This window comes from Citrobacter sp. A316 (genome assembly GCF_002042945.1).
GTDB lineage: Bacteria > Pseudomonadota > Gammaproteobacteria > Enterobacterales > Enterobacteriaceae > Citrobacter > Citrobacter portucalensis.
Genome location: NZ_MVFZ01000012.1, coordinates 125,675 through 139,589, shown reverse-complemented (window position 1 = coordinate 139,589; position 13,915 = coordinate 125,675). Strand labels below are relative to the sequence as shown.

11 protein-coding genes are annotated in these 13,915 nt (G+C 54.5%); 7 read left to right on the top strand and 4 right to left on the bottom strand.

What is annotated here, in order from left to right; translation table 11 throughout:
- Positions 1-63 precede the first annotated feature (63 nt).
- Both BZK41_RS15855 and gutQ read left to right on the top strand, forming a co-directional pair.
- A complete protein-coding gene (locus tag BZK41_RS15855) occupies positions 64-837 on the top strand; it encodes a DNA-binding transcriptional repressor (RefSeq protein WP_003037350.1) in 774 nt (257 codons plus the stop codon).
- Positions 830-1,795 carry an arabinose-5-phosphate isomerase GutQ gene (gene gutQ, locus BZK41_RS15850; protein WP_003825938.1) on the top strand — a complete coding sequence of 322 codons (966 nt, stop codon included), beginning with the start codon at positions 830-832 and terminating at the stop codon, positions 1,793-1,795. Before BZK41_RS15855 ends, gutQ begins: the two co-directional genes overlap by 8 nt.
- On the opposite strand, the gene norR is transcribed toward gutQ, so the two are convergent.
- The gene (gene norR, locus BZK41_RS15845; RefSeq protein WP_079938768.1) at positions 1,792-3,312 is read right to left on the bottom strand and encodes a nitric oxide reductase transcriptional regulator NorR; all 1,521 of its coding nucleotides are present in this window, start codon (positions 3,310-3,312) and stop codon (positions 1,792-1,794) included. The two genes, gutQ and norR, sit on opposite strands and share 4 nt — an antisense overlap.
- 191 nt (positions 3,313-3,503) lie before the next feature.
- Here norR and norV point away from each other — a divergent pair, with 191 nt between their 5' ends.
- Positions 3,504-4,952 carry an anaerobic nitric oxide reductase flavorubredoxin gene (norV, locus tag BZK41_RS15840; protein WP_008785624.1) on the top strand — a complete coding sequence of 483 codons (1,449 nt, stop codon included), beginning with the start codon at positions 3,504-3,506 and terminating at the stop codon, positions 4,950-4,952.
- Positions 4,949-6,082 (top strand): NADH:flavorubredoxin reductase NorW, encoded by a 1,134-nt coding sequence (norW, locus tag BZK41_RS15835; protein WP_048215690.1) that lies wholly within the window; start codon positions 4,949-4,951, stop codon positions 6,080-6,082. Before norV ends, norW begins: the two co-directional genes overlap by 4 nt.
- A 160-nt stretch (positions 6,083-6,242) precedes the next feature.
- Here norW and hypF read toward each other — a convergent pair whose 3' ends face one another.
- From hypF to BZK41_RS15820, 3 genes are all read right to left on the bottom strand, one after another.
- Positions 6,243-8,483: a carbamoyltransferase HypF gene (gene hypF / locus BZK41_RS15830; RefSeq protein ID WP_079938767.1), complete on the bottom strand. Its 2,241-nt coding sequence runs from the start codon at positions 8,481-8,483 to the stop codon at positions 6,243-6,245.
- 143 nt (positions 8,484-8,626) lie between these two features.
- Positions 8,627-9,172 carry an electron transport protein HydN gene (gene hydN / locus BZK41_RS15825; protein ID WP_003037366.1) on the bottom strand — a complete coding sequence of 182 codons (546 nt, stop codon included), beginning with the start codon at positions 9,170-9,172 and terminating at the stop codon, positions 8,627-8,629.
- Positions 9,173-9,317: 145 nt separating this feature from the next.
- The gene (locus BZK41_RS15820) at positions 9,318-10,331 is read right to left on the bottom strand and encodes a LacI family DNA-binding transcriptional regulator (RefSeq protein WP_079938766.1); all 1,014 of its coding nucleotides are present in this window, start codon (positions 10,329-10,331) and stop codon (positions 9,318-9,320) included.
- 264 nt (positions 10,332-10,595) lie between these two features.
- Between BZK41_RS15820 and ascF the strand changes: the two genes are divergently transcribed.
- The 3 genes from ascF (at position 10,596) to BZK41_RS15805 (ending at position 13,909) form a co-directional block, all read left to right on the top strand.
- Positions 10,596-12,050: a PTS cellobiose/arbutin/salicin transporter subunit IIBC gene (gene ascF, locus BZK41_RS15815; RefSeq protein ID WP_079938765.1), complete on the top strand. Its 1,455-nt coding sequence runs from the start codon at positions 10,596-10,598 to the stop codon at positions 12,048-12,050.
- Positions 12,051-12,072: 22 nt separating this feature from the next.
- Positions 12,073-13,497, top strand: coding sequence for a 6-phospho-beta-glucosidase (locus tag BZK41_RS15810; RefSeq protein ID WP_079938795.1), 1,425 nt, complete (start codon positions 12,073-12,075; stop codon positions 13,495-13,497).
- A gap of 172 nt (positions 13,498-13,669) precedes the next feature.
- Positions 13,670-13,909, top strand: coding sequence for a SymE family type I addiction module toxin (locus tag BZK41_RS15805; RefSeq protein WP_008785630.1), 240 nt, complete (start codon positions 13,670-13,672; stop codon positions 13,907-13,909).
- The last annotated feature ends 6 nt before the right edge of the window (positions 13,910-13,915 follow it).

Below are 13,915 nucleotides of genomic sequence, written 5' to 3'. Positions count from 1 at the left end.
GTGAATGCTAATAGCTTGCGAAATTATCATTTTGCAACCTATTAAGTCAGGGTAATCACGCCTATGAAACCTCGTCAGCGTCAGGCTGCCATACTGGAGCATCTGCAAAAGCAGGGCAAATGCTCGGTTGAAGAACTGGCCCACTACTTTGACACGACCGGCACGACCATTCGCAAAGACCTGGTCATTCTGGAAAATGCCGGAACCGTCATTCGTACCTATGGCGGCGTAGTATTAAATAAAGACGAATCCGACCCGCCAATTGATCATAAAACGCTAATCAATACGCATAAAAAAGAGCAGATTGCCGAAGCCGCCGTCCGTTTTATACACGATGGCGACTCTATTATTCTGGATGCGGGTAGCACCGTATTGCAGATGGTGCCGATGCTCACGCGCTTTAGCAATATCACCGTCATGACCAACAGTCTGCACATTGTTAACGCCCTTTCGGAGCTCGACAACGAGCAAACTATCCTGATGCCCGGCGGGACCTTTCGCAAAAAATCTGCGTCATTTCACGGTCAGCTGGCAGAAAACGCCTTTGAGCAGTTCAGCTTTGATAAACTCTTCATGGGCACCGACGGCATCGACCTTAATGCCGGTGTGACCACCTTTAATGAGGTGTTTAGCGTCAGTAAAGCGATGTGCAATGCCGCTCGCGAAGTGATTCTGATGGCTGACTCGTCAAAATTTGGGCGCAAAAGCCCTAATGTTGTATGCAGTCTGGAAAGCGTCGACAAGCTGATTACCGATGCGGGTATCGACCCTGCGTTTCGTCAGGCGCTGGAAGCAAAAGGGATTGAAGTGATCATAACCGGAGAAACTAATGAGTGATGCACTACTGAACGCGGGCCGTCAGACATTAATGCTGGAGCTACAGGAGGCCAGCCGACTGCCAGAGCGACTGGGCGATGATTTTGTCCGCGCCGCCAATACTATCATCCACTGTGAAGGCAAAGTCATTGTCTCCGGGATTGGTAAATCAGGCCATATTGGCAAAAAGATCGCGGCGACCCTCGCCAGTACCGGCACACCCGCCTTTTTTGTGCATCCGGCGGAAGCGCTGCACGGTGACTTAGGGATGATTGAAAGCCGCGATGTCATGCTGTTTATCTCCTACTCCGGCGGCGCGAAAGAGCTGGATCTCATCATCCCACGCCTGGAAGACAAATCCGTAGCGCTGCTGGCAATGACCGGAAAACCGACCTCACCGTTGGGTCTGGCCGCCAAAGCCGTGCTGGATATTTCCGTTGAGCGCGAAGCCTGTCCGATGCGCCTGGCACCGACGTCCAGCACCGTGAATACGTTGATGATGGGCGACGCGCTGGCGATCGCCGTAATGCAGGCGCGCGGCTTTAACGAAGAAGATTTTGCCCGCTCGCATCCGGCAGGTGCGCTGGGCGCTCGTCTGTTAAATAAAGTGCATCATCTGATGCGCCGTGACGATGCCATACCTCAGGTGAAGCTCACCACCAGCGTGATGGACGCGATGCTGGAACTCAGCCGCACGGGTCTTGGCCTGGTCGCGGTCTGCGACGACCAGTCACTGGTGAAAGGGGTCTTTACCGACGGCGACCTGCGCCGCTGGCTGGTTGGCGGCGGAGCGCTCACCACTCAGGTTAGCGAAGCAATGACCCAGAATGGCATTACGCTGCAGGCACAGAGCCGCGCGATTGACGCCAAAGAGATCCTGATGAAGCGCAAAATCACTGCCGCACCGGTGGTAGATGAAAACGGTAAACTCACCGGTGCTATCAACCTGCAGGATTTCTATCAGGCCGGTATTATCTAATCCTTCAGACCCAGACGTTTCGCCAGCCGGTGCAGGTTGGCGACGTCTGTTTCCAGCGCCCGCGCACTTGCCGCCCAACTGTGATTATTTTGCGCCAGTGCCCGGCGGATCATCTCCCGCTGGAACGACTCTGTTGCTTCACGCAGGTTGTGATGTTGCGGGATCTCCGCAACAACTTCCGCCGCCTGCGGAGCCGGAGCGTCATCCTGCAGGGCAAAATGCTGCACCTCCAGTACCACTTCATCCCCAGCCCTGGTCGCCCTTGCCAGAACTACCGCCCGGTGAATGGCATGCTCCAGCTCGCGCACGTTTCCGGGCCAGCCGTAATTCAACAAATGGCTACGCGCGCCGGGGCTTAACACCACGCGGGAAAGACCCAGCCGCAGTCGGCATTGCTCGCAAAAATAGCCGGCCAGCAGCACCACATCTTCGCCGCGCTCACGAAGAGGCGGTACGGAAAGGGGAAAGACGCTCAGACGGTGGAACAAATCCGCACGGAAATTCCCGGCCAGCACCTCTTCGCGTAAATCACGGTTCGTCGCCGCCAGCACCCGCACATCCACGCGCAGGCTGCGATCGTCACCGACGCGCTGAATATCGCCATACTGCAATACGCGCAGCAGCTTAGCCTGTAGCGCCAGTGAGAGTTCGCCTATCTCGTCGAGAAACAGCGTCCCATTGTCGGCCATTTCAAACTTACCGCTACGATTGCTGATAGCCCCGGTAAATGCGCCTTTTACGTGACCAAACAGCTCACTTTCGGCTACGGTTTCCGGCAATGCCGCACAGTTCAGATACACCAGTGGATTCACCGCGCGCGGCGAACCTTCATGGATAGCTTTAGCCACCAGCTCCTTCCCGGTCCCCGTTTCGCCGCTAATCAGTACGTTGAGATCGGACCCCGCCACAATCTCAATTTCTTTTTTCAACTGCATCATATTGGGCGACAGGCCAATCATCTGGGTTTCCGTCACCTGCTCAAAAGCCGTTGATGAGCCTGGCAGCATATTCTGGCTTTCCAGTTGTTCAATCAGCAGCGCATTGCTCAGCGCGCCCGCCGCCAGCGCGGCAATCAGCCTAAGCTCCTCATCGCTGAAAACATCGAACTGATCGGGCTCCATGCCATCCAGAGTTAACGCACCAATCAAATTTTGACCGGCGAACAACGGTAGCCCAATACAGGCATGCACCTTCAGACTCTCCTGCCCCGGAATCAGACCATCATACGGGTCTGGCAAATCGCTGTCGGCAGGGAAACGAACCACGTCTCCGGCGCGGGCAATCGCCTCCAGACGCGGATGCCCTTCCAGAGTAAAGCGCCTGCCGAGAACATCCTGCGCCAGCCCATCGATCGCCAGCGGAATAAACTGTCGCGACTCATAGCGCAGCAATGCCGACGCATCGCACTCCAGCACCTGACGCAAGGTGGTTATCAGGCGTTGAAAACGGTCCTGATGCCCAATACCGCTTTGTAATTCAATGGCGATGCCCGCCAGCACGTCTACGGAAAAGCTCATGACTACCTCATTGTCATTTTGACAATTCATATTGTCATATTGACAATAAAATAAATAGTCATTTTGACTACCACTTAATAAGCAGAACACAACAAACCCTTTAAAATCAAAAAAATAAAAAGTTGGCACGCAACCTGCAATAAGCAAAACATCTTTTTTAGAAAAACGCTGAATTAATTACTGAGGTTGCTATGTCTATTCTGGTTAAAAATAACATTCATTGGGTTGGCCAACGTGACTGGGAAGTTCGTGATTTCCACGGTACTGAATACAAAACGCTGCGCGGCAGCAGCTACAACAGCTATCTCATCCGTGAAGAAAAAAATGTCCTGATCGATACAGTAGACCACAAGTTTAGCCGTGAATTCGTACAGAATCTGCGCAGTGAAATTGACCTCGCGGATATCGACTACATCATCATTAACCATGCGGAAGAAGACCATGCCGGGGCGCTGACTGAACTGATGTCCTGCATCCCGGACACGCCGATTTACTGCACAGCCAACGCCATTGACTCCATCAACGGGCACCACCATCACCCGGAGTGGAATTTCAACGTGGTGAAAACCGGTGATTCACTGGACATTGGTAACGGCAAACAGCTGATCTTCGTTGAAACGCCAATGCTGCACTGGCCTGACAGCATGATGACCTACATGACCGGCGACGCGGTGCTGTTCAGTAACGACGCCTTCGGTCAGCACTACTGCGACGAACGTCTGTTTAACGACGAAGTTGACCAGACCGAACTGTTCGAACAGTGCCAGCGTTACTACGCTAACATCCTGACGCCGTTCAGCCGTCTGGTTACACCGAAAATTACTGAGATCCTCGGCTTCAACCTGCCTGTCGATATGATTGCTACTTCCCACGGCGTGGTATGGCGCGACAACCCGACGCAAATCGTGGAAATGTATCTGAAATGGGCGGCGGATTATCAGGAAGACCGCATCACCATTTTCTACGACACCATGTCCAACAACACCCGCATGATGGCCGACGCCATTGCCCAGGGCATCAACGAAGTTGACCCGAACGTGGCAGTAAAAATCTTTAACGTCGCCCGTAGCGATAAGAACGAAGTTCTGACTAACGTCTTCCGCTCAAAAGGCGTGCTGGTCGGTACTTCGACGATGAACAACGTGATGATGCCAAAAATCGCCGGTTTGGTGGAAGAGATGACCGGCCTGCGTTTCCGTAACAAACGCGCCAGCGCCTTTGGTTCACACGGCTGGAGCGGCGGTGCAGTAGACCGTTTGTCCACACGTTTGCAGGATGCAGGTTTCGAAATGTCGCTGAGCCTGAAGGCGAAATGGCGTCCGGACCTGGATGCGCTGGAACTGTGCCGCCAGCACGGCCGTGAAATCGCGCGTCAGTGGGCGCTTGCTCCACTGCCGGAAACAACCGTGAAAGCCGCTTCCAAAGAAGAAGAGTGCGCTTGCGCCGCTGCGGCTGCCGCCGATCTTGGCCCTAGCATGCAGTGCAGCGTGTGCCAGTGGATTTACGACCCAGCAAAAGGTGAACCGCTGCAGGATGTCGCGCCGGGTACACCGTGGAGCGACGTGCCGGATAATTTCCTGTGTCCAGAATGTTCATTAGGTAAAGACGTCTTCGACGTACTGGCAACGGAGGCAAAATGAGCCGCGGAATTGTCATTATTGGTTCGGGCTTCGCCGCCCGCCAGTTAGTCAAAAATATCCGTAAGCAGGATGCAAATGTCCCGCTGACCTTGATTGCTGCGGACAGCATGGATGAGTACAACAAGCCCGATCTCAGCCATGTTATCAGTCAGTCACAGCGTGCAGACGACCTCACCCGCCAGTCGGCGGGGGAGTTTGCCGAACAGTTTAATTTGCGCCTGTTTCCGCACACCTGGGTAACCGACATCGATGCTGATGCCCACGTAGTGAAAAGCCAGGATCAGCAGTGGCAGTACGACAAGCTGGTGCTGGCGACGGGTGCTTCAGCCTTTGTACCGCCGGTTACCGGACGTGAGTTAATGCTCACATTGAACAGCCAACAAGAGTATCGCGCTTGTGAAACGCAGTTGCGTGACGCCCAGCGGGTGCTAATTGTCGGCGGCGGCCTGATTGGCAGTGAACTGGCGATGGATTTTTGTCGTGCCGGTAAAGCAGTAACGCTTATCGACAACGCCGCCAGCATTCTGGCTTCGCTGATGCCGCCGGAAGTCAGCAGTCGCTTACAGCATCGTCTGACCGATATGGGCGTACATCTGCTGCTGAAATCACAGCTTCAGGGGCTGGAGAAAACGGCGTCAGGTATTCGCGCCACGCTCGATCGTAGCCGCAGCGTAGAGGTCGATGCGGTGATCGCCGCAACCGGCTTACGCCCGGAGACCGCACTGGCACGTCGCGCCGGATTAAACATCAATCGTGGCGTCTGCGTCGATAGCTACCTGCAAACCAGCCACCCGGACATTTATGCTCTCGGCGACTGTGCGGAGATTAACGGTCAGGTGCTCCCGTTCCTGCAGCCGATTCAGCTGAGCGCCATGTATCTGGCGAAAAACCTGCTCGGCGGCAATGCGCCATTGAAACTGCCAGCCATGCTGGTAAAAGTCAAAACGCCAGAACTGCCTTTGCATTTGGCCGGAGAAACCCAGCGCCGCGATCTGAACTGGCACATTGCCGCCGAAGCGCAGGGGATGGTCGCCAGAGGGATGAACGACGAAGGACAGCTGTGTGCGTTTGTCGTCAGTGAAGACCGCATGAAAGAGGCCTTTGCGCTGCTGAAAACGTTGCCCGTGTAAGTCTGTGATGCCGGATGGCGCCGCTTCGCGTCTTATCCGGCCTACGACCTGCCCGGCAACGCTGCTACTGATTTATTAACCTCACGCACATGGATGTGCGTTGCCACTTGTCGGTATGCCCCGACATGTTTTTCTTGCCCCGCCAGTCCCGGGGCTTTTTTTATTTTTGCGCCAACGCTCGCGCCGCGGCAATCACGCCCTGCCCCAATGACAACCCGCCGTCGCCCGCCGGTAAACGCTGCGGGAACAGTAAGGTAAAATCACGCAGATAAAACGCCAGCCGGGCCGACAATAAGCGGTTATGCATCACGCCACCACTGAATACTAACGTCTTGATCCCGCACGCTTCGGCCTGCTTTCGCATCAGAGTGGCAAACCCACGCGCCAGCGCGTCGTGAAACGCCCACGCCCTTTCTGCTGGTTTGGCCTGCCAGTTCAACCATTGCTGCCAAAAAACCGCTAAGTCCAGCTGATTGTCATCAAGCGGCACCGTGACCGGGTGAGCAACGCCATCACATTGCGATGCCATCGCCTCAAGCGCACAGGCCGCTTCACCTTCATAACTCAATGATTCCGGTGCACATTGCAACGCGGAGGCAACGGCATCAAACAGTCGTCCGCACGATGACGCCAGCGGAGCGTTAATTCCTCGTTCAATAGCGCGCGCCAGCACGTTCCAGTTTTGATGTTGCAGCGCCGATGTTTCCGGATAACGCTGCCAGTCAGGAACAAAACGCAGGCACTGCGCGAGCAGATTACGCCACGGCTGTTTTGCCGCCAGATCGCCACCCGCCAGCGCTACCGCCGGTAAGCCGCCAAGGTGTTCGCATTCACGATAGTTGACCCGCAAACACTCCCCACCCCACAGCGCGCCGTTTTCCCCCATGCCGATACCGTCCAGCGTCAGAGCAATCACGTCGCCACCGTCGAACGGCCAGCCGTGCTCCGCAAGACATGCAGCGGCATGCGCATGGTGATGCAGCACCGTTTCAGTTGGCAGGTCCATTTCGCTGGCCCACTGGCTGGAAACATAGCCAGGGTGTGCATCATGCACGATACGCTGCGGCGTAAAATCATAAATGTTCTGGATCAGGCGTAGCGCATCACGCCACTGTTGCTGAATGCCGTCATCGCTGAGATCGCCCAAATGCTGGCTGATAACCGCCTGCTCACCACGCACCAGACAGAAAGTATTTTTCAGATCCGCGCCTAAGCACAGCATCGGCGGCACGCCGAGAAATCCCGGCGGTAGTGCGACCGCATCCGGCACATAACCCCGGGAACGACGCAGCATTTCCCCACTGTCACGCACCACGGAGTCATCCATCCGCTGCACAATTTCGCGATTATGCAGCAGGAAACCGTCGGCAATGTCGTGTAAATCTTCCAGCGCCTGGGCGTTAGTAATGGCCGGAGGCCTGCCGCTGAGGTTGCCGGAGGTCATCACCAGCGGACAATTCATCTCTTGTAAGAGCAAATGCTGTAACGGATTCGCTGGCAGCATAACGCCAACCTCCGTTAACCCTGGCGCAATGCCCTCGCTCAATGCAGCGACATAGCGTTTCTGCACCAGCACGATCGGCGCAGCAGGGGTAGTCAGCAAACGACGAGCGGGTTCAGGCAATCCTTCATCAGAGGGCAGCATCACTGCCAGAGGTTTCGCCGGACGGTGTTTGCGCAGCCTGAGTAGCGCTACGGCGTTATCATTTCGCGCATCGCACACCAGATGAAACCCACCAATGCCTTTAACCGCCACAATACCGCCTGCTTTCAGCCGCGATACCGCCGCCTGTAGCGCCTCTTCTTTCTCCACCCGCTCACCCGCACAGAACCACTCCAGATGAGGGCCGCATGCCGGACAAGCCACTGGCTGGGCGTGGAAACGACGGTCGTACGGATCGCGATACTCTTTGTCACATTGCGCGCAGAGCGGGAATGACGCCATTACGGTAAACGGACGATCGTAGGGCATAGCGCGGATAATCGTAAAACGCGGACCACAGTGGGTGCAGTTGATAAAGGGGTATCGGTAACGACGTTCGCCGGGGGTGTTCATTTCAACAAGGCATTCGGGACAGGTCGCGGCGTCCGGAACAATTTGCGTATTCATCGTACCGCCAGCACTTTGACGAATCGAGAAATCGGCAGGCTGCTGCGTCCAGGCGAATGGTTCGCTCTCAACGCTGTCAATGCGCGCCAGCGGCGGACAGTGTTGATGCAACTGCGCAATAAATTCCGCTGGATCTTCCTGTAAGCGCACAACCACACCGTCACCGTCGTTACACACATCGCCATGCAGTTGTAACCGCTGCGCCAGTTGCCAGACGTAGGGGCGAAATCCGACGCCCTGTACCTTACCGCGAATACGCAGCTGTACGCCGGAGTGGTTGTTTATTGTCATTAAGTCGTTCCCGCAGTCATCTATCCCGGTTTGCCTGATGGCGCTACGCTTATCAGGCCTACGTGGATGCGAACAGTAGGCCGGATAAGGCGAAGTCGCCATCCGGCATAAGTACTACCGTATTTTACGCGGATTTTCAGATATCAGAACAGCAAAGATGCGGTGGAATCCAGCGCGGCGCGACGGCGTTTTTCCGCGCTAAGTTGCTCAAGCTTATTGCGATCCACATATATCAGCGCGTGAGTCGGGCACACTTCCATACAGGCAGGACCGGCCTCACGATGGTGGCACAGGTCGCACTTATTGGCTTCAGCTTTTTCAGCACGGACGTTCAGACCCGCGCCGCTGTTACGCACAACCGGACGCACAACCACTTCCATTGCACCATAAGGGCAAGCCACAACGCAGGTTTTACAGCCAATGCAGCGTTCCTGCATTACGTGGACAAAGCCTTTATCACGGCTGATCGCACCGTTCGGGCAGACGTTAGCGCACGGCGCGTCTTCACACTGGCGGCACAGCGTCGCCGTGGAGACATTAACGCCTTTGATGACGTGAATGCGGGGTAAAAAGGTTTCAGGGGTCAGCGATGCGCAGTCCTGGTTATCCTGATGGGATACCACGCAGGCCACTTCACAGGTACGGCAACCAATGCATTTATTGGCGTCTGCAATGATGAAACGGTTCATCAATTTCTCCAGCAATGACAGAATATCTGCCGAAACATACACAAATCGTGCCAGAATTTAATTCATTGTTATTAAAAGAGTTTTATTTTGAAGAACGCAAGAAGAGCGTGTCATCGTCACTAGTGACGATGACAAATGACAGCCGTCAGCGCGAAACGGGCGGCGCAACTGAGTCGCGCGCAATGAGTTCACCAGTGAAGGTCTTTGGCGGCGTAAATGCCCCGTCACCTAACATAAAGATCAGGCGCCCAATCGTTTCCTGAATCATTTCTGTTACCGGAATTTTAACGCTGGAAAGCGCCGGAATAGTGTATGGCGCGAGGGCGATATCATCAAAGCCAATCACCGACACCTGTGCGGGAACGCTCACGCCATGCTCATGCAACTGCTTCATCGCGCCGATCGCCATATCGTCATTACTGGCCACCAGTGCGGTAAAATTGACCTTGCGCGAAAGCAAAGTTTTCACACCCGCAGCGCCGCAGGCTGGCGTCCATTTCCCTTTAACAATCAGATCATTATTTAGCCCGATACCATGATGTGCCAGCGCGTCTTTATAGCCTGAAAGTCGCTCCACGCCGGTTGGCGAATCCATCGAGCCGGTAATAAAACCAATCTCTTTATGCCCGGATGCAATGAGCTGAGTAACGGCGTTAAAGCTGGTTTGCTTTTGATCGCACCATACGCTGTGGCTACTGTTTTTCCGCAGGCGTCGATTAAGCACCATAATCGGCTGGCTGTGGGCATCGATGATATCGTCTATCTCATCCACACTGAGAAAACGCGGATAAATCATAATCGCGTCACAGCGCAGGTCGAGCAGGTACTGGATCGCCTCGCGCTCTTCCTCAGCGCTGTGCTTACCGTCAGCCAGTAACAACTGGCGTCCTTTATCTTCCGCCATCCGCGCGGCATGAAACAGCAGCTCGCTGAAATAGACACCGTGATAAAGGGTATTTGTTACCACCAGACCCAGTGTCTGCGTGGTTTTCGCTGCGAGACTGCGCGCCAGCAAATTTGGGCGGTAACCACTCTCTTCAATGGCCTGAAACACGCGGTCTTTGGTTTCCTGGCTAACGTAGCCGTTCCCGGAAAGCACCCGGGAAACCGTCGCTTTCGACACCCCGGCACGCTTCGCCACCTCCAGCATCGTGGTCATATTACTCATCCCTTTTCTCTCAATGTGACGCAGTGTACTGCACCGTTTTGCCGCTGTCCTTGCTGCTAAATCGCAGACGCTGACATCTGGTGATCGGAGTCACATTTACAAGAAATGATAAAAATTAAATCTTGATCAGTTTATGTAATTTAAACATGATTTTGTGGAACCGGTTTCCTATCTGCGTTTCATCAACTCAGAAAAGCGACCCACGTAAACGGATAAAACATAACGTACTCTACTGATAAAACAGGATTAAATCCGATGTCCAAGAATTATGCAGCGCTGGCGCGCTCCGTTGTGACGGCTCTGGGAGGCGTCGACAACATCACAGCAGTGACCCACTGTATGACCCGTTTGCGTTTCGTTATCAAAGATGACTCGCAGGTCGACAGCGCAACGCTGAAGTCCCTCACTGGCGTGCTGGGCGTGGTGCGCAACGAGAACCAGTGCCAGGTAATTATCGGCAACACCGTTTCGCAGGCATATCGCGAAGTGATCAGCCTGTTGCCTGCCAACATGCAGCCAGCTGAACCGCAAACCAAACCCCGGCTAACGCTGAAGCGGATTGGCGCGGGGATCCTTGATGCGCTGATCGGCACTATGTCGCCGTTGATCCCGGCGATTATCGGCGGATCAATGCTCAAGCTGCTGGCGATGGTTCTGGAAATGACCGGCGTGCTGGTGAAAGGATCGTCCACGCTCACCATACTGACCGTTATCGGCGACGGCGCATTCTTCTTCCTGCCGCTGATGGTCGCCGCGTCGGCCGCTATCAAATTCAAAACCAACATGTCGCTGGCTATCGCCATCGCGGGCGTACTGGTGCATCCCAGCTTTATCGACCTGATGGCGAAGGCCGCGCAGGGTGAGCACGTTGAGTTTGCCCTGATCCCGGTGACGGCGGTGAAATACACCTACACGGTGATCCCCGCACTGGTTATGACCTGGTGCTTGTCATACATCGAACGTTGGGTCGATCGTATTACTCCGGCGGTGACCAAAAACTTCCTCAAACCGATGCTGATCGTGCTGATCGCCGCCCCGCTCGCCATCGTTATCATTGGTCCGATCGGTATCTGGATCGGTAGCGCGATTTCAGCGCTGGTCTATACCATCCACGGCTATCTCGGCTGGCTGTCGGTGGCCATTATGGGTGCACTGTGGCCGCTGCTGGTAATGACCGGTATGCACCGCGTCTTTACGCCAACCATTATTCAGACCATTGCCGAAACCGGAAAAGAAGGCATGGTGATGCCGTCGGAAATCGGCGCCAATTTATCGTTAGGTGGTTCATCGCTGGCAGTGGCATGGAAAACCAAAAACCCGGAGTTGCGCCAGACGGCGTTAGCGGCAGCCGCCTCAGCCATCATGGCGGGCATTTCTGAACCCGCGCTGTATGGCGTGGCAATTCGCCTGAAACGTCCGCTGATTGCGAGCCTTATCAGCGGTTTTATCTGCGGTGCTGTTGCCGGAATGGCCGGGCTTGCAAGCCATTCCATGGCGGCTCCGGGCCTGTTCACTAGCGTACAATTTTTCGATCCGGCCAATCCGATGACCATCGTTTGGGTATTTGGCGTGATGGCGCTGGCGGTAGTGCTTTCCTTTGTATTAACACTGATTCTCGGCTTTGAAGATATTCCTGTCGAAGATGCAGCCGCGCAGGCCAGAAAAAACCAGGCCGCACAACCGGGCAATATCAATGGAGCCAGCATTTGACTGGTATGAACTGAGGTTAATTATGTCTGTTTTTCCGCAAGGATTTTTATGGGGCGGCGCATTGGCCGCCAACCAGTCTGAAGGGGCATACCGGGAAGGCGGCAAAGGGCTGACTACCGTCGATATGATCCCCCACGGCACACACCGCATGCCCGTCAAACTGGGTCAGGAGAAGCGCTTTACGCTGCGGGATGACGAATTTTATCCCAGCCATCAGGCGATCGACTTTTATCATCGCTATAAAGAAGATATCGCGCTGATGGCGGAAATGGGGTTTACGGTTTTTCGTACTTCCATTGCCTGGAGCCGCCTCTACCCCAACGGCGACGAGATGGCGCCGAATGAAGACGGAATCGCGTTTTATCGGGCCGTGTTTGCCGAGTGTAAAAAATACGGTATTGAGCCATTAGTCACGCTGTGTCACTTCGATGTGCCTATGCATCTGGTCACCGAGTACGGCTCCTGGCGTAACCGCAAAATGGTGGAGTTCTTTACCCGCTACGCCCGTACCTGCTTCGAGGCCTTTGACGGTCTGGTGAAGTACTGGCTGACGTTCAACGAAATCAACATTATGCTGCACAGCCCCTTTTCAGGCGCCGGGCTGGTATTTGAAGAAGGTGAAAATCAGGATCAGGTGAAATATCAGTCCGCTCACCACGAACTGATAGCCAGCGCCCTGGCGACTAAAATAGCCCATGAAATTAATCCGCAAAACCAGGTCGGTTGTATGCTGGCTGGCGGTAATTTTTATCCTTATTCGTGTAAGCCGGAAGATGTGTGGACCGCGCTGGAAAAAGACCGCGAAAACCTGTTCTTTATTGATGTGCAGGCTCGCGGGGCCTACCCGGCTTACTCTGCCCGCGTGTTTCGCGAAAAAGGCGTGGTAATCGAAAAAGCCCCGGAAGATGACGACATCCTGAAAAACACCGTCGATTTCGTCTCGTTTAGCTATTACGCATCGCGTTGCGCCTCCGCTGAAATGAACACGGGCAATACCAGCGCCGCCAACGTGGTGAAGTCGCTGCGTAATCCGTATATTGCCGCCAGCGAATGGGGTTGGGGCATCGATCCGCTCGGCCTGCGCATCACCATGAATATGATGTATGACCGCTATCAGAAGCCGCTGTTTCTGGTGGAAAACGGGCTGGGAGCGAAAGATGAAATTGATGCTAACGGTGAGATCAATGACGACTATCGCATCAGCTATTTACGCGAACATATTCGCGCCATGGCAGACGCGATTGAAGATGGCGTGCCGCTGATGGGTTACACCACCTGGGGCTGTATCGATCTGGTTTCTGCCTCAACCGGTGAGATGAGCAAACGCTACGGTTTTGTGTACGTGGACCGCGATGACGCGGGCAACGGCACGCTGGCGCGCACCCGTAAGAAATCATTCTGGTGGTACAAAAAAGTCATCGCCAGTAACGGTGCCGATCTGGCATGACGGATCTGCCGGAGGGGGTTACAGCCTTCCGGCAGAAGTACATATTTTCATTTCATTTATTACATTCCAGATTTGGAATCGTCCTTCCAGTTTCAGGTTTGCCCTCCCCCTTTTTTACTGGCATTTTATTCAGTAGTTTTTAATCCTGGCCGTTCACCACAAGGAAGCGTGCATGTTTGATAAAAAGGGCAAAACAGCAGTGGCAATCACCAAACCGGTACGTCGCCTGAAAGTCAGCTATGTCAGAAAACGCCATGAAGATCCAAAAACGGGTTACACGCGACGAATCAGTCGTCACGCCTCGCTCACGCTGAACGGCGACTGGCTGGAACAAGCTGGATTTCCGACCGGTACCGCAGTGAATGTATCAGTGATGCAGGGGAAATTAATAATTGAGCAGGCAATTGAATGACGAGGA